This window comes from Amycolatopsis sp. NPDC050768, from assembly GCF_040654155.1.
GTDB lineage: Bacteria > Actinomycetota > Actinomycetes > Mycobacteriales > Pseudonocardiaceae > Amycolatopsis.
Window position 1 is genome coordinate 236,222 of sequence record NZ_JBFAHL010000003.1, and the last position, 20,997, is coordinate 257,218.

At 70.9% G+C, this 20,997-nt stretch carries 24 protein-coding genes and 1 riboswitch; of the genes, 11 read left to right on the forward strand and 13 right to left on the reverse strand.

Annotated features, from left to right (window positions below):
• The first annotated feature begins 3 nt into the window (after window positions 1-3).
• Window positions 4-447, forward strand: a complete 444-nt coding sequence (locus AB0H62_RS11185; protein WP_220247230.1) for a hypothetical protein — start codon at window positions 4-6, stop codon at window positions 445-447.
• Here AB0H62_RS11185 and AB0H62_RS11190 read toward each other — a convergent pair.
• A complete protein-coding gene (locus AB0H62_RS11190) occupies window positions 429-1,274 on the reverse strand; it encodes an aminodeoxychorismate lyase (RefSeq protein WP_360585623.1) in 846 nt (281 codons plus the stop codon). The genes AB0H62_RS11185 and AB0H62_RS11190 overlap by 19 nt on opposite strands.
• 31 nt (window positions 1,275-1,305) lie before the next feature.
• Between AB0H62_RS11190 and AB0H62_RS11195 the strand changes: the two genes are divergently transcribed.
• From AB0H62_RS11195 to AB0H62_RS11205, 3 genes are read left to right on the forward strand one after another with little or no spacing between them, the layout of a single operon-like run.
• Window positions 1,306-2,472 (forward strand): folate-binding protein, encoded by a 1,167-nt coding sequence (locus AB0H62_RS11195; protein WP_220245066.1) that lies wholly within the window; start codon window positions 1,306-1,308, stop codon window positions 2,470-2,472.
• 49 nt (window positions 2,473-2,521) lie between these two features.
• The gene (locus tag AB0H62_RS11200; protein ID WP_220245067.1) at window positions 2,522-3,088 is read left to right on the forward strand and encodes an aerial mycelium formation protein; all 567 of its coding nucleotides are present in this window, start codon (window positions 2,522-2,524) and stop codon (window positions 3,086-3,088) included.
• Complete coding sequence (locus AB0H62_RS11205) at window positions 3,085-4,023, forward strand: asparaginase (protein WP_360585625.1); 939 nt, start codon at window positions 3,085-3,087, stop codon at window positions 4,021-4,023. Before AB0H62_RS11200 ends, AB0H62_RS11205 begins: the two co-directional genes overlap by 4 nt.
• Here AB0H62_RS11205 and AB0H62_RS11210 read toward each other — a convergent pair.
• Window positions 4,004-4,900, reverse strand: a complete 897-nt coding sequence (locus AB0H62_RS11210; RefSeq protein ID WP_360585627.1) for a hypothetical protein — start codon at window positions 4,898-4,900, stop codon at window positions 4,004-4,006. The genes AB0H62_RS11205 and AB0H62_RS11210 overlap by 20 nt on opposite strands.
• A gap of 207 nt (window positions 4,901-5,107) precedes the next feature.
• Between AB0H62_RS11210 and AB0H62_RS11215 the strand changes: the two genes are divergently transcribed.
• A complete protein-coding gene (locus AB0H62_RS11215) occupies window positions 5,108-5,296 on the forward strand; it encodes a DUF3073 domain-containing protein (RefSeq protein ID WP_220245070.1) in 189 nt (62 codons plus the stop codon).
• 103 nt (window positions 5,297-5,399) lie between these two features.
• Window positions 5,400-6,254: a 3-hydroxybutyryl-CoA dehydrogenase gene (locus tag AB0H62_RS11220; RefSeq protein ID WP_220245071.1), complete on the forward strand. Its 855-nt coding sequence runs from the start codon at window positions 5,400-5,402 to the stop codon at window positions 6,252-6,254.
• Window positions 6,255-6,287: 33 nt separating this feature from the next.
• Here AB0H62_RS11220 and AB0H62_RS11225 read toward each other — a convergent pair whose 3' ends face one another.
• The 4 genes from AB0H62_RS11225 to AB0H62_RS11240 are packed head-to-tail and all read right to left on the reverse strand — an operon-like array spanning window position 6,288 to window position 10,375.
• The gene (locus AB0H62_RS11225) at window positions 6,288-7,073 is read right to left on the reverse strand and encodes an ECF transporter S component (RefSeq protein ID WP_220245072.1); all 786 of its coding nucleotides are present in this window, start codon (window positions 7,071-7,073) and stop codon (window positions 6,288-6,290) included.
• Window positions 7,070-8,668: an ABC transporter ATP-binding protein gene (locus AB0H62_RS11230; RefSeq protein WP_220245073.1), complete on the reverse strand. Its 1,599-nt coding sequence runs from the start codon at window positions 8,666-8,668 to the stop codon at window positions 7,070-7,072. The genes AB0H62_RS11225 and AB0H62_RS11230 overlap by 4 nt, the downstream gene beginning before the upstream one ends.
• A complete protein-coding gene (locus AB0H62_RS11235) occupies window positions 8,665-9,741 on the reverse strand; it encodes a CbiQ family ECF transporter T component (RefSeq protein ID WP_360585997.1) in 1,077 nt (358 codons plus the stop codon). Before AB0H62_RS11235 ends, AB0H62_RS11230 begins: the two co-directional genes overlap by 4 nt.
• Window positions 9,731-10,375, reverse strand: coding sequence for a hypothetical protein (locus AB0H62_RS11240; RefSeq protein ID WP_360585630.1), 645 nt, complete (start codon window positions 10,373-10,375; stop codon window positions 9,731-9,733). Before AB0H62_RS11240 ends, AB0H62_RS11235 begins: the two co-directional genes overlap by 11 nt.
• A gap of 13 nt (window positions 10,376-10,388) precedes the next feature.
• A riboswitch (cobalamin riboswitch) is annotated at window positions 10,389-10,524 on the reverse strand.
• A 43-nt stretch (window positions 10,525-10,567) separates the two neighbouring features.
• Here AB0H62_RS11240 and AB0H62_RS11245 point away from each other — a divergent pair.
• From AB0H62_RS11245 to AB0H62_RS11255, 3 genes are all read left to right on the forward strand, one after another.
• Window positions 10,568-11,464, forward strand: coding sequence for a Gfo/Idh/MocA family oxidoreductase (locus AB0H62_RS11245; RefSeq protein WP_360585632.1), 897 nt, complete (start codon window positions 10,568-10,570; stop codon window positions 11,462-11,464).
• Between the two features lie 258 nt (window positions 11,465-11,722).
• Window positions 11,723-12,382 carry a VanZ family protein gene (locus AB0H62_RS11250; protein WP_220245076.1) on the forward strand — a complete coding sequence of 220 codons (660 nt, stop codon included), beginning with the start codon at window positions 11,723-11,725 and terminating at the stop codon, window positions 12,380-12,382.
• Window positions 12,383-12,574: 192 nt separating this feature from the next.
• A complete protein-coding gene (locus AB0H62_RS11255) occupies window positions 12,575-13,318 on the forward strand; it encodes a GNAT family N-acetyltransferase (RefSeq protein WP_220245077.1) in 744 nt (247 codons plus the stop codon).
• On the opposite strand, the gene arfB is transcribed toward AB0H62_RS11255, so the two are convergent.
• The 7 genes from arfB to AB0H62_RS11290 all read right to left on the reverse strand — a co-directional run bounded on the left by arfB (window position 13,315) and on the right by AB0H62_RS11290 (window position 19,102).
• Window positions 13,315-13,743 carry an alternative ribosome rescue aminoacyl-tRNA hydrolase ArfB gene (gene arfB, locus AB0H62_RS11260; RefSeq protein ID WP_255638540.1) on the reverse strand — a complete coding sequence of 143 codons (429 nt, stop codon included), beginning with the start codon at window positions 13,741-13,743 and terminating at the stop codon, window positions 13,315-13,317. The two genes, AB0H62_RS11255 and arfB, sit on opposite strands and share 4 nt — an antisense overlap.
• A 35-nt stretch (window positions 13,744-13,778) precedes the next feature.
• On the reverse strand, window positions 13,779-14,849 hold the full coding sequence (purM, locus tag AB0H62_RS11265) for a phosphoribosylformylglycinamidine cyclo-ligase (RefSeq protein ID WP_354864990.1): 1,071 nt from the start codon (window positions 14,847-14,849) through the stop codon (window positions 13,779-13,781).
• Between the two features lie 30 nt (window positions 14,850-14,879).
• Window positions 14,880-16,406: an amidophosphoribosyltransferase gene (gene purF, locus AB0H62_RS11270; protein WP_220245079.1), complete on the reverse strand. Its 1,527-nt coding sequence runs from the start codon at window positions 16,404-16,406 to the stop codon at window positions 14,880-14,882.
• A gap of 225 nt (window positions 16,407-16,631) precedes the next feature.
• Window positions 16,632-17,003: a hypothetical protein gene (locus tag AB0H62_RS11275; protein ID WP_360585636.1), complete on the reverse strand. Its 372-nt coding sequence runs from the start codon at window positions 17,001-17,003 to the stop codon at window positions 16,632-16,634.
• Complete coding sequence (locus AB0H62_RS11280) at window positions 16,990-17,229, reverse strand: DUF397 domain-containing protein (protein WP_220245081.1); 240 nt, start codon at window positions 17,227-17,229, stop codon at window positions 16,990-16,992. Before AB0H62_RS11280 ends, AB0H62_RS11275 begins: the two co-directional genes overlap by 14 nt.
• 427 nt (window positions 17,230-17,656) lie before the next feature.
• Window positions 17,657-18,535 (reverse strand): helix-turn-helix transcriptional regulator, encoded by an 879-nt coding sequence (locus AB0H62_RS11285; RefSeq protein WP_220245082.1) that lies wholly within the window; start codon window positions 18,533-18,535, stop codon window positions 17,657-17,659.
• 186 nt (window positions 18,536-18,721) lie between these two features.
• Window positions 18,722-19,102, reverse strand: a complete 381-nt coding sequence (locus AB0H62_RS11290; RefSeq protein ID WP_220245083.1) for a sterol carrier family protein — start codon at window positions 19,100-19,102, stop codon at window positions 18,722-18,724.
• Between the two features lie 58 nt (window positions 19,103-19,160).
• Between AB0H62_RS11290 and AB0H62_RS11295 the strand changes: the two genes are divergently transcribed.
• Both AB0H62_RS11295 and AB0H62_RS11300 read left to right on the forward strand, forming a co-directional pair.
• Window positions 19,161-19,838, forward strand: a complete 678-nt coding sequence (locus AB0H62_RS11295; protein ID WP_360585638.1) for a type VII secretion system-associated protein — start codon at window positions 19,161-19,163, stop codon at window positions 19,836-19,838.
• Window positions 19,839-20,049: 211 nt separating this feature from the next.
• The gene (locus AB0H62_RS11300; RefSeq protein ID WP_360585640.1) at window positions 20,050-20,865 is read left to right on the forward strand and encodes a lysozyme; all 816 of its coding nucleotides are present in this window, start codon (window positions 20,050-20,052) and stop codon (window positions 20,863-20,865) included.
• Window positions 20,866-20,997: the final 132 nt, after the last annotated feature.

Genomic DNA, 20,997 nt, shown 5'->3' on the forward strand with positions numbered 1-20,997 from the left:
AGCGTGGAACGGGTAACGGTCGCGGGTGGGACAGGTGTCCTGGAGCTGAACAGGGTCCTGGAACGAAACGGTGGCACGCAGATGGAGCTGCCGCAGTCGTTGCGCATCGCGCTGGCCACGGGTCAGCTGCGCCGTCCGCTGGCCGAGACCCTGCGCGACCTGCTGGCCCTGCTCGTCGACGGGTGTTACCAGGTCGACGGCCCCGCCCGTCTCGACGCCGACGAGCCCCTCGTGCCCACCGCGACCTGGCCGCCCGACGACGAAGCGCGCGTCGCCTACTACCGCACCGCGATCCGGACCGGCCACCGTCCCGTGGCCGTCGTGCTGTCGGGCACCCGGCCGTTGATCCTGGTCGGGCACCACAAGATCGCCGCCTACGAGGCCGAAGGCGTGCGCGCGTCCGCCGTGGTGATCAGCGAGGCGCCGGCTCAGTACTCGCCTTCGTAGGCCGCCACCAGCTCGCGGTGCAGCTCCGCCGAGCCGGGCAGGGCGGTGCCGTCCAGCGTGTGCACGCGGGTGACGAGCCGGACCGACGACGCGAGGAACACCCCGTCGGCCGTCGCCAGGTCGGCGGCGGAGAACGGCTCCACCTTCACCGTCCAGCCCGCCTTCTCCGCACCGCGGAACAGCGCCGCCTGCGTGGTGCCCGGCAGGATCCCGACGGTGGACGGCGGCGTGTAGAGCGTGCGCTCGCGGGCCAGTACGACCGTGGACGTCGGGCCTTCCAGCACGGAACCGTCGGCAGCGGTGAAGATCACATCCTGTGCGCCACGACGGCCTGCCTCGCGCAGGGCGGCCATGTTCACGGCGTACGAAACGGTCTTCGCGCCCAGCAGCAGCCACGGCGCGCGCTCGGCGACCTCGGGTCCGAAGCCGCGTTCCAGTGTCACCGCGGCGACGCCCTCGGCGCGGGCGCGGCGCACCTTCTCGTCGATCTCCATGCCGATGGCGAACGCGGTCGGCGTGCCGGCCGGATCGCCGTCGACACCCCGCGTGTACACGAGTTTCAACGCGATTTCCCGACCACCGGCCCAGTTGTCGATCACGGCGCGGGCGGCCGTCTCGAAGGCGGCGAGGTCGGGCGCCGGCAGCTCCAGCATCGCCGCGGAACGGGCGAGTCGGTCGAGGTGCGGGCGCAGTTCCCGCGGTTTTTTATCAGCCACGAGGATGGTCTCGAACACCCCGTCTCCGCGCAGCAAACCGAGGTCGTCCACACGAATGTGGGCGGCTTCGGGGTCGGCCAGGGTTCCATCGAGGAAGGCGAGGACGCGCATAGTGTCACGGTACTCACCTAGTCTTGTGGTTATGGCCTACCGCTCGCCGTTGCTCGAAGCCCCCCGCTCGATCGCCGCGCCTGACGGACACCCCGAGGCGGGAGTTCCGTGGCACTGGGGCGATCCGTTCGCCGAGCAGCGCACCGCCGCCCGCGGCGTGGTCGTGATCGACCGCTCGCACCGCGAAGTCCTGGCTGTTTCAGGCGAAGAACGCTTGAGCTGGCTGCACCTCGTGATCTCCCAGCACGTGACGGAGCTGCCCGAAGGGTCCGGCACCGAAGCCCTCGTGCTCGACAGCCAGGGTCACGTCGACACGCACTTCGTGCTGGCGCACCTCGACGGCACCGTCTGGCTCGACAGCGACCCCGGCCCCGTCGCGACGAGCGCACTGCCCAAGGGCGGCAAGCAGACGTTGCGTGAATACCTCGAGGCGATGAAGTTCTGGTCGAAGGTCGAGATCCGCGACGCCACAACGGAACTCGCCGTCCTCACCGTGCTCGGGCCCGAGTCCGAACGCGTGCTCACCGCGGTCGGGGTGGAGGTCGGCACCGAGCCGTATTCCGTGTCGGCGTTGCCCGGCGGCGGTTTCGCGCGCCGCATGCCGTGGCCTTCTCGGTCCAGTGTGGACCTTCTCGTGCCGCGCGAAGAGCTCGCGACGTGGTGGCAGCGCCTCACCGACGCGGGCGCGCGCCCGGCCGGCAGCTGGACGTTCGACGCGCTGCGCGTGGAATCGCGGCACCCGCGGGTCGGCGTGGACACCGACGACCGCGCCATCCCGCACGAGGTCGGCTGGATCGGCAGCGCCGCCCACGTGGCGAAGGGCTGCTACCGCGGCCAGGAAACCGTCGCGAAGGTGCACAACGTCGGGCGCCCGCCGCGCTACCTCGCGCTGCTGCACCTCGACGGTTCACCCGAGATCACGCCCGAAACAGGTGACCCGGTGCGCCTTGGCGAACGCGTGGTGGGCCGCGTGGGCACCGTCGTGCAGCACCACGAGCTCGGCCCGATCGCGCTGGCCCTGGTCAAGCGCTCCGTGCCCGCGGGCGCGGAACTGCTGGCCGGCCTGGGGAAAGACGACGCGGCCGAGGATTCTGAAAACAACACTGACCGCACCGTTCAGGCCATCGTGGACCCGGACTCCGTGCCGGGTGAGCACGCCGCCCCTGGTCGGGAGGCCGCACAACGGTTGCGGGGCTGAAGTGAACCCGGCGGTAGCATTGTCGGGGAATCTAGAGCAGGATGTGCCCGTGATCGAAGTGCGTCCCGGTGGGCGACGGCGGATCGACCGCGTCCTCGCCCCGGGATACCTCACCGGACTCGGCGACCTGCCGCTGCCGGTGCTGCGCGAACGCCGTGACGAGGCCGCGCAGGAGGAGACCGACCTCTCGTACCTGCGCCGGCTGCTGCACGCGCGGATCGACATCGTGCGCGCGGAGCAGCAGCGCCGGTCGTCCGGTGGCGTCAACAGCATCGTCGACCAGCTCGCCACGATCCTCGCCGACAACGCGCTCGGGCCCGCCACCGGTTCCGGGCGCCACCAGCAGCTCGAACCCTCGCGTGCCGGCGAGCACCGCCGCCACGCCGAGGCGCTGATCGGCGACACGGACCTCACCGACGTCGGCACGCTGTCCGACGGCAAGCTCGCTTCCGCGCTCGACACGTACGCCACCGAGGAGTCTTCGGTGTCCACGTTCCGGCGCCAGGTGCAAGGCGTGATGGACACCCTCAACGCCGAGATCGCCGGCCGCTACCAGCGCGGCTCCGCGACCGTCGACGAGCTGCTCGACTCCGAGCTCGGACGCACCGAAGAGTGACGGAACCGGTTCTCGTCGAGGTCGAGCGGTCCGGCCTCGTGGAAAGCGTGCACCGCGGTTCGCTCGTGATCACGGCGCCAGACGGCACCGTGATCCACGAGGTCGGCGGCGTGACGAGTCCGGTGTTCCCGCGGTCGTCGACCAAACCCCTGCAGGGTGTCGGCATGCTGCGCGCCGGCCTGGACCACGACGGCGCGGACCTCGCGCTGGCCTGCGGTTCCCACTCCGGCGAGGCCGGCCACGTCGAGCGCGTCGCGGCAATGCTCGCGGCGGCCGGCCTCGACGAGTCGGCGCTGGCCTGCCCGCCCGCGTACCCGCTGCACGAGCCGACGATGCACGCGGCGACCGAACCGCTGCGCGTCACGATGAACTGCTCCGGCAAGCACGCCGGCATGCTCGCCACCTGCGTCGCCGCGGGCTGGCCGACCGACGGTTACGAGCAGTCGGGCCACCCGTTGCAGAAGGCACTCGCCGACACCGTGGTGGAGCTGACCGGGGAACCGATCGCCACCACCGGCGTCGACGGCTGCGGTGCGCCGCTGTTCGCCTACTCGCTCACCGGTCTGGCGCGGGCGTTCGGCCGGTTGGTGCAGGCTTCTGCGGGGTCCGAAGAGCTGCGCGTCGCCGACGCCATGCGCGCGCACCCGTGGCTGGTCGCCGGCACGGACCGGGAGGACACCGCGCTGATGGGCGCGGTGCCGGGGCTGCTGTCGAAGATCGGCGCCGAGGGCGTGCTGGCGTTCGCGCTGGCCGACGGCACGGCGGTGGCGCTGAAGCTGTCGGACGGCGCGAAGCGCGGCTGCGCGCCGCTGGCCGTGGCGGTGCTCGCGTACCTGGGCGTGGACGTTTCCGACCTCGAAGCCCTCGCGAACCCGCCCGTGCTCGGGGGTGGCCGGCCCGTGGGCCGGCTGCGCGTCAGTTGGAGCGCTCCCTAGCCGCGAGGTCGCCCCAGAACTCGCGCAGCTCGGAGAACAGCTCGGCCAGCTCCTCGACGTTGCCGGTGCGCAGGGCCTCGAGGATGTCGTGGACCTCCTCGGCCGTGGTGTCGGACTCGAGGATCGCATCGGCGAACAGCTGTACCAGGCCGCCGTAGTCCAGTTCCACTACGGAGTCGGGGTCGAAGCTCTCCAGCCACTGGCGCGTCTGCGACAGCACGCGGCCCGGACCGGAGTCGCCGAACGCGGCCTCGATCAGCTCGCCGGCCTCGACCGCGCGGGTCAGCGCGTCGGACATCGACATGCGCCACGAAAGCTCGCGCACCGGATCGTCCTGGCCGGAGCCGAGCACGAGCTTGCGCTCGTCGGGGTCGACGAGGACGAACCACGGCAGCGGCACGGTCCAGGTGGTGGTGAGCGTGTGGGCGGCGGCCGTGGTCAGGTCGGCCATCGCGGCCTTCGTGCGCGAGCGGGCGCGGTCGGCCGAGACCCCGCCGGCGTCGAGCACGGCGTTCTTCAACGCCGGGGTCGTGTCGCCGAGGAACGTCACCAGCGCGGCGGCCGCGCGGGCGCGCAGTTCGAGCGGGCAGACGAACGGGCCGGCGCCGGGGTGCCCGGCCGGCACCTCCGCCGGGTCGAGCACGAGGACGTCGGTCAGCAAGCTCGGCGCGGGCCGGCCGTCGGCGAGCTCCGCGGGCAGCAACCGGGCGGGCGCGGCGGCCTGTGACTTGAGCCACACGGCCTGCTCGCGTTCGCCGATCGCGGCCCGGCGCAGCTTCGCCGCGGCGACGGCTTCACGCAGGCGGTCGTCGGGCGGGTCACCGAGCGCGAGCAGGGGTTCGTACACCCTCAGATACGCCACGAAGGGACGGAGCACCTGAGCATCGTGGCACGCCCACCTGCGCGGATCACCCCCGACAGGCCGGTAACCAGCGTCCGGCGGACACTGTCGCCACCGGCACACCGTGCCACGTCGCATCGAACCCCCGGGACACGGTACGGTGTGACCAGGAAAGAACTGTCGAGACGATGCGGGGCCGCCGATTCCCCCGGCCGCCCCGCCCCTGTGCGAGGGGGTCGAGCCATGGGGCGCGGCCGGGCTAAGGCCAAGCAGACGAAGGTGGCGCGCGAGCTCAAGTACAGCTCCCACGACACCGATTTCGATGCTTTGCAGCGCGAGCTGTCGAGTGATTCCTCTCCCGGCAACGGGCATGAGGACGAGGACGACAACGAGGACCCGTACGACGACGGGTACGACGAATACCGGCGTTGAGCAGACGCGAGACGCGAGGGTGGAGTCCGGGCACTGCCCGGCACCACCCTCGCGCGTCGCGTGCTGCCCATTTTCTGTGCCTGCGTGACGAAGGAGCTAGCCGGTGACAGACATTCAGCGAGTCGGCGTTGTGGGTGCCGGGCAGATGGGCTCGGGCATCGCCGAGGTGCACGCCAAGTCGGGTTTCGACGTGGTGATCACCGAGGTCAGCCGGCCTGCTCTCGACGCCGGCAAGGCGCGCATCGAGAAGTCGCTGCAGCGGGGCGTGAAGAACGGCAAGCTGTCGCCCGAGGACGCCGATGCGGCGCTGGGCCGGCTGCGCTTCACCACGGAGCTGGCCGAGCTCGCCGACCGTGACCTCGTGATCGAGGCGATCCTCGAGCAGGAACAGGCCAAGGTCGACGTTTTCGGGCAGCTCGACAAGATCGTCTCCCGGGAAGACGCGATCTTCGCGTCCAACACCTCGTCGATCCCGATCGTGAAGATCGCCATGGCCACGAACCGGCCGCAGCAGGTCGTCGGCATCCACTTCTTCAACCCCGTGCCGGTGCTGCCACTGGTGGAGCTGGTCCCGTCGCTGCTGACGGGCGACGACACGGCCCGCCGCGCCGAGGAGCACGCCGGGGCCTTGGGCAAGACGGTGATCCGCGCCCAGGACCGCGCCGGCTTCATCGTCAACTCGCTTTTGGTGCCCTACCTGCTCTCGGCGATCCGCATGGTCGAGTCCGGCTTCGCCACCGCCGAGGACATCGACCGCGGCATGGAGCTCGGCACCGCCCACCCGATGGGCCCGCTGCGCCTGTCGGACCTCATCGGCCTCGACACCGTGAAGGCCATCGCGGACTCGATGTACGACGAGTTCAAGGAGCCCCTCTACGCGGCCCCGCCGCTTCTCCTGCGCATGGTCGACGCGGGTCTGATGGGCAAGAAGTCCGGTCGGGGCTTCTACACCTACTGATTTTCGACGTGCTCGACGAGGCCGGGCGTTCGCTCAGGGTCGGGTGAACGCCGCTCGCCGAGCCGCGCGGCGCAGGATCGTGAGGATGGCCGGGCCCAGGACCAGGATCGCGACGAGGTTGGTGATCGCGCGGCCCGTGTCCCAGCCGAGTGTGGACGTCAGCACGGTGAAGACCAGGAACCGGTGCAGGTTCGCGCCCAGCGGCGCGCCCGGCACGAAGTCCAGCGCCGACGTGCCCGCGAGGAACGGCCACGTGAACATGCTCATCGCGAGCCCGTAGAAGTACGCGGCCACCACGCCGTAGACGGCGAGCAGCGCGATCTCCCAGCGGCCGCGCACACCCCGCGGCAGCAGCCCCGCACCCAGGCCGACCAGCGAAGACGCGAGCATCTGGAACGGCAGCCACGGCCCGACGCCGCCCGTGAGCAGCGCGGACGCGAAGAGCGAGGTCGCGCCCAGCACGAAGCCGAAGCCCGGGCCGAAGACGCGACCGGCGAGCACGAGCAGGAAGAACACCAGCTCGATGCCGCCCGTGCCGGCGCCGAGCGGCCGCAGCGCCGCGTCGACCGCGGACAGGACACCGAGTAGCGCCAGCGCCTTCGCGTCGAGGCCGCCGCTGGACAGTTCGGCGAGCAGGATCAGGATCAGCACCGGCAGGGTCGCCATGAAGATGAACGGCGCGTCGGCCGTGTGGCCCGAAGGCGGCGTGGACACGAAGAGCGGCCAGCAGAACATCGCCAGGCCGAGGACCACGGCGAGCACGAGCACGGCGGCGGTTCGCAGCCGGATCCGCACGGCGGGCCCGAGGAAGTCCGTCACCTCAGCGCCTGCTCGACCTCGGCGACCGTCAGCCATTCCTGCGGCGCCAGGACCTTCGCGACCTGCGGTGCGAACGCCGGGGACGACACGACGACGTCGGCAGTCGGGCCGTCGGCCACGACCTCGCCTTCGGCCAGCACCACCACGCGGTGCGCGGCCACGGCGACGAACTCGACGTCGTGCGTGGCCAGCAGGATCGCGTGGTCTTCGGCGGCCAACGCGGCCAGCACCGAGGCGAAGTGGCGCTTCGCGGGGTAGTCCAGGCCGCGCGTCGGCTCGTCGAGCAGGACGACGGGCGGCGCGGCGGCCAGCTGCACGGCCAGCACCAGCGCGAGCCGTTGTCCTTCCGAGAGGTCACGAGGGTTCGCAGCCGCGGAGACACCCGAAACCAGCCGGTCCAGCAGTGTCCGGGCCGTGCCCGCGGCGGCGCCCGATTCGACGTCCGCCTGCCGGCACTCGGCGGCCACAGAGTCGAGGTACAGCAGGTCGGACGGCGTCTGCGGCACCAGCCCGACACGCGACCGCGCCGCCCGCGGCCGCACCGACGCCGGGTCCGCCCCCAGCACGTCGACGGTCCCGCCCGAGCGCGGCCCACTGCCCTGCAGCGCCCACAGCAGCGAAGACTTGCCAGACCCGTTGCGTCCCATCAGCGCGACGACCTCGCCCCGGCCCAGCCGCAGGTCCACCCCACACACGGCCGCTACGCCCCCGTAGCGCACCTGCACCCCCTGCGCGGTGAGTGCGTCCTCCGCAGGCACGCCGGCCGCGGCCGGGCGGGTCACCGACGAGAGCCGCTCCCGCAACGGCCCGGCCCGCCGTCGCGCGTCCCGCACCGAGAGCGGCAGCGGCGACCAGCCCGCGAAGCGGCCGAGCTCCACGATCGGCGGCGCCACGTCGGCGTCTGCGAACACCTCCGCCGGCGGTCCGGACCGCACGGAACCGTCGCCCGGCAGGTAAAGCAGCCGGTCGGCGTACTGCGCCACGCGCTCCATCCGGTGCTCCGCGACGACGACCGTGGTGCCGAGGTCGTGGACCAGCCGCGTGATCGCGGCCAGCACCTCCTCGGCGGCCGTCGGGTCGAGGGCGGACGTCGGCTCGTCCAGCACGAGCACGCGCGGGTGCGCCGTCAGCACGGACCCGATCGCCACGCGCTGCTGCTGTCCGCCCGAAAGCGTCCGAAGTGGACGGTCGCGCAGCTCGGCGATGCCCAGCAGGTCGAGCGTCTCCTCCACGCGCTTGCGCATGACGTCGGGCGCCACGGCCAGCTGCTCCATCGCGTACGCGAGCTCTTCCTCGACGGTGTCCGTGACGAACCCCGCGAGCGGGTCCTGCCCCACGACGCCGACCACGGAGGCCAGCTCACGCGGCGGGTGCGTGGCCGTGTCCAGGCCGTCGACGAGCACACGCCCGGCCAGCGTCCCGCCGGTGAAGTGGGGCACGAGCCCGTTGATTGCGCCGAGAAACGTCGACTTGCCGACCCCCGTGCGTCCGGCCACGAGGCACAGCTCGCCTTCCTCCACCACGAGGTCGACGCCGCGCAGCACCGGTGAGGAAGCTCCGTCATAGGTGACGGTGACCTGTGAAAACTCGATCATCGTGCCACCTGGGCGACCGGCAGCGGCCGCGGCGCGAGCCACGCCGGCAACACCGCGATCAACACGGCCAACGTCGGCAGCAAGGGCAACGTCGGCCAGCTCGGCGGGCTCACCGACGTGGCCAGCTGCGCCGGCGGAGCAGCCAGCAGCAGCCCCGCCGACGCGACTCCGCACAGCACCACCAACGTCTCCGGCAACCGCCACGGATCAGGCCGGTACGCCGTCCGCTGGATCCGCCGCCCGCCCAGCACGAACCCGGCGGACGCCACGGCCAAGCCCGCCACCAGCATCGGCACGCCGAGCCAGCTCGACGACCCGTCGAGCACCCCGTACACCCCGACGGCGACCCCGAACAGCCCCGCGAGGACGCAGGTCGCGATCAGCACGCGCACGCGCGGCGCGAGGTAGCCGCGCCGGCCGTAGCCGCGCGAGTCCATGGCCGCTGCCAGCAGGAGCGAGCGGTCCATCGCGTCCGCGAGCACCGGCACGAAAACCCCCTTCACAAACCTCAGGCCCCGCCCGCGGGCCGCCCGCAGCCGCCGCGCGCGCCGCACTCGCTGCACGCTCTCCACCAGCTGCGGCGCCACCGAAAGCGCCACCGTGACGGCTGTGCTGACCTCGGCCAACGCGCCGGGCACGGCCTTGAGCAGGCGTTTCGGGTTGGCCAACGCGTTGGCGGCGCCGACGCAGAGCACGATCGTGGCGAGCCGCAGCCCGTCATAGAAGCCGCCGAGCAGCTCCTCGGCCGACGTCGGCCCCAGCAGCTCGATCCCGGCGGCCGCGGCGGGCAGCGGGATCGCCGGCAGCGTGAAGAGCACGTGGCCACCGTCCTCGCCGCCGATGAGGATGCGGAACAGCACGCGTGACACCACGATCACGCCCGCGACCAGCGCGTACACGCGAAAAGCCAGCGCCCACGGCGCGTCGCCCCGGCGGTTCACCACCACGAACCCGGCCACGGCGATCACCAGCGTGAGCAGCAGCGGGTTGGTGGTGCGGCTGGCGGCGACGGCGAGCGCGAGCGCCCACACCCACCACGCGCCCGGGTGCAGAGCCCGCGCGTTACCGGGCAGCACGCCTGCGCCGCAGCCCGACGACCACACCCGCGACGACGAGCACCGCGATCACGACGAGCCCGATCACCAGGCTCCACGGGAAGCCGTTGCCGCCGGAATCCGTAGCCGCGGCCGCGGGAACAGGCGCGTTGGCCTTCCGCACCGGTGCCACCCGCGGCGGCGGATAGTCCTGGAAGGACTTGTTGTGCGCGAACGACCAGCCCTCGAAACTCCCGGCCGGCGGCTTCCAGCCCTGCACGCCGACCTGGCTCGAAGCCCACTTGCCACCGTCGGTCGCCGTCCAGAAGCTCCACGACGCGCTCTCGGGCGGCATCCCCGAGCACGACTGGTCGGCCGGTTTGCCCTCGATCTTGCAGATCAGCGCCAGGCCGTACTTGCCGACGCCCGCGAGGTCGAGGCCCGCGTTCTGCATGGCCGCCACGCCGTCGGCCTGCGGCCCGGGCGCGCAGCGGATCAGGGTATCGCCACCGAGGTCCTGGAAGTCGACGACCACCGTCACGCCCGTGGCGTCGGGGCAGTACCCCGCGGTGCCCCTCCCGGGCACGGTCGCAGTGGCGGTACTCGCGCCGGACAGACCGGCGGTGACCAGGAGCGCGGCCACGGCAAGGAGCCGGGCAGGGAACAACTGCATCGTTGATGAACCTCGCATCGAGTCGGACCACGGCGGGCGATCCGGCTCACGGCCGCACGGGCGGCCGCTCACGGTTGCGGGTCAGCGCCGGATTCCCACCGGCTTCCCCCGATCGTGGTGTACAGCTGACCGACGTTAACCCACCGGAGGTACCCGCCGGAAGCGGCGCCGGACACACCTACACTTCCGGGCGTGGACGTCGGACAGCTGCGCATCGGCCTCGTCGGAACCGGTCCCTGGGCGACCACGGTGCACGCGCCGGGCGTGACCGAACACCCCGGCACCGAGCTCACCGCCGTGTGGGCGCGCCGCATCACCAGCGCCCGTCCGCTGGCCGAGGCCCACGGCGCCGTCGGCACCGACGATCTCGAGGAGCTGTTCTCGCTGGTCGACGCCCTCGCCTTCGCCGTGCCGCCCGCCGTGCAGGCGGAGATCGCGACGCGCGCGGCCGAGGCCGGCAAGCACCTGATCCTCGAGAAGCCCATCGCCGCCGACCTGGCGAGCGCGCAGCGGCTGGCCGACGCCGTGGACAAAGCCGGCGTCGCGTCGCTCGTGATGCTCACGCTGCGGTTCTCCCAGCAGACGCGCGAGTGGCTCGACGGCCTCGCCGCCTCGGGCGGCTGGCGCGGCGGCGGCGCGCGCTGGCTGTCGGGCGCGCTGCTCGGCGGGCAGTACTCGACCTCTGCCTGGCGCCTCGACGCGTCCGGCGGCGCGCTCGCCGACATCGGCCCGCACGCGTTCGACCTGCTCGACGCCGCCCTCGGCCGCATCACCGACGTGCTCGCGGCCCACCGCGGCCCCGATGACCTGTGGCAGCTGATGTTCGCCCACGAGGGCGGCGCCACGAGCACCGCGACGCTGTCGCTGCGGCTGCCGGTTCAGCCGACCGTGGTCGAGGTCGCGGTCTACGGCGAGCACGGCTACCGGACACTCGGCCGCAAACCAGGCACCGCCGCGGAGTCCTACACGGCCTTGCTGGACGACTTCGCGGCCATGGTCGCGAGTGGAACGACCACGCATCCGTGCGACGTCCACCGTGGCCTGCACCTGTCCGCACTCATCGAGAAGGCGCGCGAGCTCGCCGGGTAGTACACAGGCTCGAACCCTTGTTTTCCGTTGTGGAACAAGGCTTTTCACCAAGTCGGCGAAATCCTTCCACAGGGTTGTCCACAGCATCCACTATGGACGGTCCGCGCCTCGACCGAACCACGGGAAGCCGTTTCGCGCCACCGGAAAGATCACCGAATAGTGCGGCCCGCTGAGCATGCCGACTCGAACCGGCAATGCGAAGGTTGATCTTGGGAAGGCGGGAAGAAACAGTTCAGAGGGGTTCGAGAAGGGAAGCGCATGGGCGCCTTGCTGCGCGCTTTCTGGGGGATCATCCCGATCACGGCCATCGCGCTGCCGTACGCGCTGCTCTGCTGGCCCTTGCTCGCCGCACGGAGGCGGCGAAGAAGCAGCGGCATCAGCCTCGGCCACGCGTCGGCGACCGCGGCCGTCGACGTGACGGCGGTGACGATCGGCGCGCTCGTGCTCTGCCTGGTCATCATGCCCGTCGGCGCCGCTTCGGGGAGCACGCTCGATCTCGTGCCCGGTGCCGACCTCTCCGCCGCGCTGTCCGACGACGGTTCGCTCTGGCAAGTCGTCGGCAACCTGCTGCTCCTGTGTCCGCTGGGCGCGCTCGCGCCGCTGCGCCTGCGCCGGCTGCGGTCGCTCAGCCGGATCGCGCTCACCGCCTTGAGCTCGTCCGTGCTGGTGGAGGCCACGCAGTTCCTCATCCACAGCGGCCGCGTGACCTCGACCGACGACGTGCTGCTCAACACCATCGGCGCCACGCTCGGCGCCGCCCTGACCCGCCGCGGCTGGCGCTACTTCGACGTGGTGCCCGTGGTCGCGATCCCGCAGCAGGTGCGGCGGACCGTCTGCAACGCGCCTGTCCGCCTGCGCGTGCCGCGTTCGGTGTGGGACACGCGCTACGCCGGGATGAGCCACCGCGAACGGCGCTGAGTTAAATCGGTTGCCCCCGCTGGGACACTGAAAGCTCTCGGATCTTCGGACGAAGGAACGCCTATGTTTGCCGCCGCTGCTCGCGACGGCCGAGGTCAGGCCTGACGCGAGCCCGTCAGCCGTCCTTCCCATGCCCTGCCCTTCTCGGCAGCGCGCGTGGGTCTCCTTCGACCCCGAAAGGGATCACCCAGCATGTCCGCCCTTCAGGCGTATGTCCGTGCCACCGCACCCCGAGGCCGTGACGTCGAACGGATCGGCCCGTTCCTCGCGACCTTCTCCCGCACCACCGGCCACCCGATGCTCAACTACGCGATCCCCGACGACGGCGCCGAGCCGTCACCGGCGGAGATCACTGCGCTGACCGAGGCGTACGCGGGCCGCGGCCTGCAGCCCCGGCTGGAGTTCTTCACCGAAGCCGCGCCCGGCCTGGAGAAACTCCTCGTCGCGCGGGGGTACTCGCTCGAGCGGCGCATCCCGCTCATGACCTGCACCCCGGCCGACTTCGTGGACCACCCGGCACCCGCCGGGATCGTGCTCCGTGTTCCCGAGACCGACACCGACCTGCGCAGCCTGCGTTCGGCGCAGAACGTGGCCTTCGGCGCGTCCCCGGAGGTGTCCGACGCGGAGCTGGCGACCACCCGCTCGTTCGGCGATCGCGCCGTGCGCGCCGAGGACACCGCGACGGGCGCGGTGATCGGCGGCGGGTTCGCGCTGGACATCGTGGACGGCGCGGCCGAGATCGCCGGCATCGCCGTCGCCGAGGCCTACCGCCGCCGGGGAATCGCCGCGGCGATCACGGCGCACCTCACCCGCCTGGTTCACGAGCGAGGCGGCCCCACGGCCTTCCTCACCCCAGGCGACCTGGGCATCGCCACGGTCTACCGCCGCGTCGGCTACCAGCCGGCCGGCGAGTGCGTGCACCTGTCGGTGAGCTAGTCGTCGAACCGGCCGCCGCGGCCGCGTTTCACGTCGCTGCGGCGTTTCTTCGCGGCCAGGCGGCGTTCCTTCGAACCCCGGGAGGGTTTGGTGGGACGCCGCTTGGCCGGCGGCGGCGCGGAAGCCTTGAGCAGCAGGTCGGCGAGGCGTTCGCGGGCGGCGTCGCGGTTCTGCAGCTGCGAACGCTGCTCGCTGGCCGCGATGGTGATCACGCCGTCGACCAGGCGACCGGCCAGCCGCGCCACGATCCGTTCGCGCAACGGCTCCGGGATCACCGCCGACCGCGCGACGTCGAACGAGAGCTCCACGCGCGAGTCGGTGGTGTTCACGCCCTGCCCGCCCGGTCCGGACGACCGGGAGAAGCGCTCGCTCAACTCGGCCGCCGGAATCACGAACCGGGAGCCGATCACCACGTCCTCTGCCACGTCGTCCAGTCTTCCAGCCGCGACAACCGCGTTTTCTAGAACCGCGGGTGGTCGCCCGAGAGCACGGCGCGCGGGCCGTCGGGGTTGTCGGCCGGCTGCACGTCGCCGAGGATCCACGCCGGCACGTGGCGCGCGGTCAGCACGGCCAGCGCCCGGTCGACGTCCTCGGCCGACACGATCGCGACCATGCCGACGCCCATGTTGAACGTCTTCTCCAGCTCGGCGCGCTCGACCTTGCCGCGCTGTCCGATCAGGGCGAACACCGGTGCCGGCGTCCACGTGCCGCGTTCCAGCCGTGCGACGAGGCCCCGCGGCATCACGCGCGCGAGGTTCGCCTCGAGGCCGCCGCCGGTGATGTGCGCGAACGTGCGAACCTCGGTCTCGGCGGCCAGCGCCAGGCAGTCCTTGGCGTAGATCTTCGTCGGCTCCAGCAGCTCCTCGCCGAGGGTGCGGCCGAACTCCTCGACGTGCCCTTCGAGCGGCATGCGCGCGATGTCCAGCAGCACGTGGCGGGCCAGCGAGTAGCCGTTGGAGTGCAGGCCCGAGGAACCCATGGCCAGCACGACGTCACCAGGGCGCACCTTCTCGGGCGTGAGCAGCGCGGACGCCTCGACCACGCCGACGCCGGTGGCCGAGATGTCGTAGTCGTGCTCGCCCATCAGGCCCGGGTGCTCGGCCGTCTCGCCGCCGAGCAGCGCGCAGCCGGCCTGCACGCAGCCCTCGGCGATGCCGCCGACGAGCGCCGCGATCATCTCTGGGACGACCTTGCCGACGGCGATGTAGTCCTGCAGGAACAGCGGCTCGGCGCCGGTCACGACCAGGTCGTCGACGACCATGGCCACCAGGTCGATGCCCACGGTGTCGTGCTTGTCCAGAGCCTGCGCGACCGCGATCTTGGTGCCCACGCCGTCGGTGGACGACGCGAGCACCGGCTCCTTCCACTTGTCGAGCTTGAGCGAGAACAGCCCCGCGAACCCGCCGACGCCACCGCGCACCTCGGGGCGGGTGGCGCGCTCGGCGTGGGGCTTGAGCAGCTCGACGGCCTGGTCACCGGCTTCGATGCTGACACCGGCGGCTGCGTACGTGGCGCTCGTGGACTCGCTCACGGAAGCGGACTCCCTACTGGACAAATCTGACTAGGGACGCCGGACGGCGTCTTCGGCACCGTACCCGGCCGGGCTGACCGGAGTCGCTTTGCCATTGACCGAATCCATGCTTTCCAGCAGGTGCTTGCCGATCAACGCGTCATCCGGCAGGTCGATGGGGTATTCGCCGGAGAAGCACGCGGTGCACAGGCGCGACTTCGGCTGCTCCGAGGCCGCGACCAGGCCGTCGAGCGAGATGTAGCCCAGCGAGTCGGCTCCGATCGAGCGGCGGATGCCGTCGAGGTCGACGCCGTTGGCCACGAGCTCGGCGCGCGAGGCGAAGTCGATGCCGTAGAAGCACGGCCAACGCACGGGCGGCGAGGCGATCCGCACGTGGACCTCGAGCGCGCCGGCCTCCCGAAGCATGCGCACGAGCGCGCGCTGCGTGTTGCCGCGGACGATCGAATCGTCGACCACGACCAGGCGCTTGCCGCGGATCACGTCGCGCAGCGGGTTGAGCTTCAGCCGGATGCCCAGCTGGCGGATCGTCTGCGACGGCTGGATGAACGTGCGCCCGACGTAGGCGTTTTTCACCAGGCCGGTGCCGTACGGGATACCCGAACCCTGCGCGTAGCCGATCGCGGCCGGCGTGCCGGACTCCGGCACTGGCATGACCAGGTCGGCGTCGGCCGGGTGCTCGCCGGCGAGCCGGCGGCCGATCTCCACGCGCGTGGCGTGCACGCTGCGGCCGGCGATCGTGGTGTCGGGGCGGGCGAGGTAGACGTACTCGAACACGCAGCCCTTGGGCTCCGGGTTCGCGAACCGCGACGAGCGCAGGCCTTCCGCGTCGATGGCGATGAGCTCACCCGGCTCGACCTCGCGCACGAACGACGCGCCGCAGATGTCAAGCGCGGCCGTCTCGCTCGCCACGACCCAGCCGCGCTCCAGGCGGCCGAGCACGAGCGGGTGCACGCCGTGGGGGTCGCGGGCGGCGTAGAGGGTGTTCTCGTCGGCGAAAACCAGGCAGAACGCGCCCTTCAGCGTCGGCAGCAGCTCCATGGCCGCGGCCTCGATGCCCTTGTCGGCCGCGTTGGCTGCGAGCAGGCCGCAGACGAGGTCGGAGTCGCTGGACGAGCCGGTGAGGCCCGCGTGCGGCTTGAGGCCGGCGGCCTTCGTGCGGTCGCGCAGCTCGGCGGTGTTGACGAGGTTGCCGTTGTGCGCGAACGACAGGCCGCTGCCGGTGGCCGTGGTGCGGAAGATCGGCTGCGCGTTCTCCCAGATCGTGGCGCCGGTCGTGGAGTAGCGGCAGTGCCCGACGGCGATGTGGCCCTGCAGCGACTGCAGCACCTGCTCGTCGAACACCTGGCTGACCAGGCCGAGGTCCTTGAAGACCACGATCTGCGAGCCGTCGGAGACCGAGATGCCGGCCGCCTCCTGCCCGCGGTGCTGCAGCGCGTACAGGCCGTAGTAGGTCAGCTTGGCGACCTCTTCCCCGGGAGCCCAGACGCCGAAGACGCCACACTCCTCGCGGGGTTCCGGGTCGGGCTGGTCAGGAAGGGCGGAGGGGTCGGAAACCACCGAGGTGCTCCCAGGAAGACGTGGGCGGGCCAAGTCCAAGTGTAAGGGGTATGAAGGCCGGTCTGGCCGTGCGCGACGTGGTTCTCCCCACTTCACGAGCTTGTGACGACCGCCCGGGGAGAGCCGTGCTCGCGTTGTGGATCTTGGTTCTCGACCCCGAACGTGAACCAGGCCCCGCACGACGTGGCTGTCCACATCGCACGGGGCCTGAAGATCAAGGGTGTCTCAGCGGGCCGCGAGCCACTTCGAGGTGCCACCGCGCCCGGGCACCCAGCACCCCTTGGCGGGGGCGAGCGCCTTGGTTTCCTCATCGGGGAGCGCGAGCACTTCGGTCAGCACCTCGGAGACTTCACCGCGGCGGCGCCACAGCCACTTCTCGGGCTCGAAGACGTTGTCCTCAGTCCCCGGTACCCGCGTGGCAACCGCGTCGTCCTCGGCGTTGAGCCGGACGACGTCCACCACGTTGTCGTGGACCCGGACGCCGACCACGGCTTCGAACTCGCCGTTGGCGTCCGTCTGGTGCACGAACTGGTACCCGCGGCCGATGAGCTCCTGGAGACCGGTTTCGACGGTCTCCAGCGCGTCAGCCGAGGACATCGTCGAATTCGCCGTCCTTCGCGCCGGCGAGGAACGCGGCCATCTCCGCACGGGTGTACACGAGCGCCGGGCCGGTCGGGAAGCGGGAGTTGCGCATCGCGATCTCGCCGGACGCCAGCGGAGCGACCTCCACGCAGTTGCCCACAGCGCCGCTGTAGCTCGCCTTGCGCCACTGGGCGCCGGTCAGACGATCGGCCGGAATGCCGTTCTCGAACCGCTCAGCCATGATCCCCACCTTCCGGGACGGTGAAAAGCTCAGGAATCTGCACGTGCATCTACCTGTGACTGGGACGCTAGCACGCGCTCATGCAGCGGTAAATGCACGTGCAGAAGTTTCTGCAAGTTTCTCACTGCGTGACGACAGACTTCAGTAGAAAGTCTCGGTCGGACGATCACATCGCCACTCGAAGGGGTGAAAAATCACGCTGGGTCGCTGTTGACGCCGGGAAAGTGGCGCTGAGCGAAAATCCGACAAACCGGCGATCCCAGCGGGTGAACAGCCGCAACAGCGTGTGAGCGCCGAGATTTCAGCGACCGCCGGTTCGACGCTCTGTGGGCGCCTCGACGCCCGGCAGAGTGACATGACGCCGGCACACCCGCAACGCGGCCGAGGACCGCTCAGCGGCTCAGGCAGACCACGAACTCGGCGAGACTCAGATCTCCGCGCGCCGCTTGGCCAACCGAGCCCGGCTGCGCTCCGGCGTCTCCGCGTCGACGGCCAGCAGGTCGAGCGCGCGGCCGTACTTTTCGATCTCGTCGCGCTTGTCGAGGTAGTGGGCGCCCGTGAGGTACTCGATGTAGGCGATGTTCGGCAGTTCCGACTCGGCGAAGCGCAGCAGCGTGAATGCGTGCTCGGCCGACAGACCGCTGCGGCAGTAGGGGAGGACCTGCACCGACACGTGCGGCAACGTGGTGACCTCGAGCAAGTACTCGAGCTGCTGCTTGAGCACCTTCGGCCCGCCGATCGGCCGGTAGAGCACCGACTCGTCGAGGACCGCCCACACGCGGGGCGCGTCGGGCCTGGCCAGCATCTTCTGGCGGCGCATTCGCAGGGCCACGAGCTGGTCGACCTTCTCGTCGGCCATCTCGGGGCGGCCGTGGCTGAAGATCGCGCGGGCGTAGGGCTCGATCTGCAGCAGGCCGGAGACGAACAGCGGTTCCCAGATCTGGATGCGCGACGCGGCTTCTTCCAGGCCGACGAGGTCGGTGAACCAGCCGGGCACGGTGTCGCCGAACTTGCGCCACCAGCCGGCCTCGTTCGACTGCTTGACCATGTCGAGGAAGGCGCGGCGCTCTTCGTCGTCCGCGACGCCGTACATGGTGAGCAGGTCGGCGACGTCGCGTTCCTTGAAACCGACGCGGCCGAGCTCGAGGCGGGAGATCTTGGACTCGGAACCACGGATGTTGTAGCCCGCTTGCTGACGCGTGATCCCGGCTTCCTCACGCAGCTTGCGCAGCTGCGAGCCGAGGATCATCCGGCGCGCTGTCGGGCCGAGACTCTGCTCGCCACCGGACGCGTTCACCGCGTTCATGACCGGGACCTTCCGTACGCCGCTCGTTTACCTGGGGGATTCCAGCCCGACTACCCAAAGTACACGTACAGAGCCAACCCGTATAGCACGGCTCGGCACGCGTCGGGTTTGTCGTCACGATTCTACGGAGAGTCGGCACCCGACGACACAGCCAGGTGAGTAATCACCGGTCAAGGCCCCAGGTGGTCAGAGCCGGACCACGGGGAGCCAGTGTGAAAGGTCGGCCCGCGAGCCCGAGGCCGTCACTCGCGCCGCGTCGAGGGCGCTGGGCCAATCGAGAAGGCCCGTCGCCAGTTCGAGCCACGTGCGGGGGTCGGTTTCGATCACGTTCGGTGGCGTGCCCCGGGTGTGGCGGGGACCCTCGACGCACTGCACGGCGGCGAACGGCGGCACGCGCACTTCGACGCTGCGCCCGGGCGCGTCGGCGGCGAGCGCCTTGAGGCTCAGCCGCACCGCGGCGGCCAGCTCGGGCCGCGCCGGATCCGGCCCGTCACCTCGCAACCAGCCCGAAACGGCCAGCACCGCCGCCCGTAACTCAGCGGGATCGACCGAACGCGAAGAGGCCATAGCCCAACAGTAGAGTGACGTCGGACGAACATTCAGCACCCGGCAGCGAGGGACGGCGATGGCGCAGCGGGACGAGGCAGATCGGATGGTTTCCCCGACCACCCCCGCGGCGCGCCGCGGCAAACCGGAGGGCAAACCCGCCACCGCCGGGCGGCACGGCCGGCGCGGACCGCAGGGCAAACCCGAAATCACCCCCGAGATGCGGGCCAACGCGCGCGCCAACCCCAACAGCTGGCTCTACGTCATCGACGAGGCCTTCGACCCGGGTGGCCCCGTGCCGTCGTGGGCCGTCGTGGGCGCGTACCCGGTGAACGCCTCGGGCGACGTCGTGGAGGACTTCCACCCCAACGATCGCTACCGGCCCTCGCCGAAGGCGCTCGGCTACCCCGAGCCCGGCACGGAGCTCGAGCGGCTGCTGCAACTCGTGCGCACCGAGCACCGCCCGGCCGAAGACCTGCCGAAGGTCATCCTCGACTCGACGCTGTTCGTCTACGCCATGTCCCCCGTGCAGCGCACGGTCATCGGCTTCCACAACGCCGACGGCCGCGTGATGGTCCCCGCCTACACCGCCAAGTCGCTCGTGCCGCGCGAGTGGCCGCACGCGCGCGCCGTGCTGGGGCGCGACATCGTCGGCCTGCTCGCCGGACACCCCGTGGCCATCAACCCGCACGACGGCATCACCGCCGTCGTGCCGGCCGAGCACCTGCTGAAGGCACTGGCCGAAGAACGGCGCTGAGTTCCACTCCGGCTGAGACATTTCGAAACAGCCCGTTGTCCCGAGTGGACAGCGGGCTTTTTCGTACCCGCGACCCGTCACCCTCACGGATCCCGACCCCACCCCGACCTGCGGTCATCACTCCATCAGGTGATCACCGAGTCGCCGGAACGGCGGCTTGCGGGCATCGTTTGCCTTCGTTGGAGTACACGCGTCCGGTTGGGAGCCCAGGGTGAAGCGTCGTAATCCGCTGCTGCGCTGGAGCGCCACCGTGTGGAGCGCCGCGGTCGTTTCCGGGCTCGCGCTGTGCACCCCGGCCACGGCCGCGCCGAGCTACGAAGGCGCCGACGACCACTACGCCGGCTCGCAGATCGAGAAGTACGAGGGCGTCGCCGGCGCGCCGAACGTCGAGTACACCGCGACCGACCAGGTCCTCGGTCACGACGTGAGCGGCCACCAGGGCGCGGTGGACTGGACCGCGGCCGCGAAGGCCGGCGCGAGGTTCGTCTACGTGAAGGCCACCGAGGGCACGGGTTTCGTCAACCCGCAGTTCGCCCAGCAGTACAACGGTTCGTACCAGGCCGGGATCATCCGCGGTTCGTACCACTTCGCGCGCCCCGACGTGTCCGACGGCGCGACGCAGGCCAACTACTTCCTCGCCCACGGCGGCGGCTGGTCCGCGGACGGCAAAACGCTGCCGGGCGCGCTCGACGCGGAGTACAACCCCTACGGCGAGACCTGTTACGGCAAGGACCCCGCCGGCATGGTCGCGTGGATCCGGTCCTTCTCGGACACTTACCGGGCACGAACCGGGCGCCTGCCCACCATCTACACGTCCACGAGCTGGTGGAAACGCTGCACCGGCAACAGCCCTGCGCTCGGCGCGAATCCACTGTGGCTCGCGCGCTACAACACACAGATCGGCGAGCTGCCGGCCGGCTGGCACAGCCAGGCGATCTGGCAGTTCGCGGACACGGGTTCGCTGCCGGGAGACCAGAACTGGCTCAACGGTCCCCTCGCAACCCTCCGCGATCTGGCAATCGGGTGAACATTCGTTACGACGCTGGGAATAAGTAGTCATCTACCGATGAAAATCACCCAGGCGACCTTTTAACTTCACGGATCTTGCTGACAAACCGAGGGACGTCATCAAGAATCTCCCCCGGGCGGCTACCTGCAA

Excerpts from the sequence above, each read along its gene's own strand:
- AB0H62_RS11190 (WP_360585623.1), bottom strand. The coding sequence starts at position 1,274 with ATGCGCGTCCTCGCCTTCCTCGATGGAACCCTGGCCGACCCCGAAGCC.
- AB0H62_RS11195 (WP_220245066.1), top strand. The coding sequence starts at position 1,306 with ATGGCCTACCGCTCGCCGTTGCTCGAAGCCCCCCGCTCGATCGCCGCG.
- AB0H62_RS11215 (WP_220245070.1), top strand. The coding sequence starts at position 5,108 with ATGGGGCGCGGCCGGGCTAAGGCCAAGCAGACGAAGGTGGCGCGCGAG.
- AB0H62_RS11230 (WP_220245073.1), bottom strand. The coding sequence starts at position 8,668 with ATGATCGAGTTTTCACAGGTCACCGTCACCTATGACGGAGCTTCCTCA.
- AB0H62_RS11240 (WP_360585630.1), bottom strand. The coding sequence starts at position 10,375 with ATGCAGTTGTTCCCTGCCCGGCTCCTTGCCGTGGCCGCGCTCCTGGTC.
- AB0H62_RS11250 (WP_220245076.1), top strand. The coding sequence starts at position 11,723 with ATGGGCGCCTTGCTGCGCGCTTTCTGGGGGATCATCCCGATCACGGCC.
- AB0H62_RS11255 (WP_220245077.1), top strand. The coding sequence starts at position 12,575 with ATGTCCGCCCTTCAGGCGTATGTCCGTGCCACCGCACCCCGAGGCCGT.
- AB0H62_RS11275 (WP_360585636.1), bottom strand. The coding sequence starts at position 17,003 with ATGTCCTCGGCTGACGCGCTGGAGACCGTCGAAACCGGTCTCCAGGAG.
- AB0H62_RS11280 (WP_220245081.1), bottom strand. The coding sequence starts at position 17,229 with ATGGCTGAGCGGTTCGAGAACGGCATTCCGGCCGATCGTCTGACCGGC.
- AB0H62_RS11285 (WP_220245082.1), bottom strand. The coding sequence starts at position 18,535 with ATGAACGCGGTGAACGCGTCCGGTGGCGAGCAGAGTCTCGGCCCGACA.
- AB0H62_RS11290 (WP_220245083.1), bottom strand. The coding sequence starts at position 19,102 with ATGGCCTCTTCGCGTTCGGTCGATCCCGCTGAGTTACGGGCGGCGGTG.
- AB0H62_RS11295 (WP_360585638.1), top strand. The coding sequence starts at position 19,161 with ATGGCGCAGCGGGACGAGGCAGATCGGATGGTTTCCCCGACCACCCCC.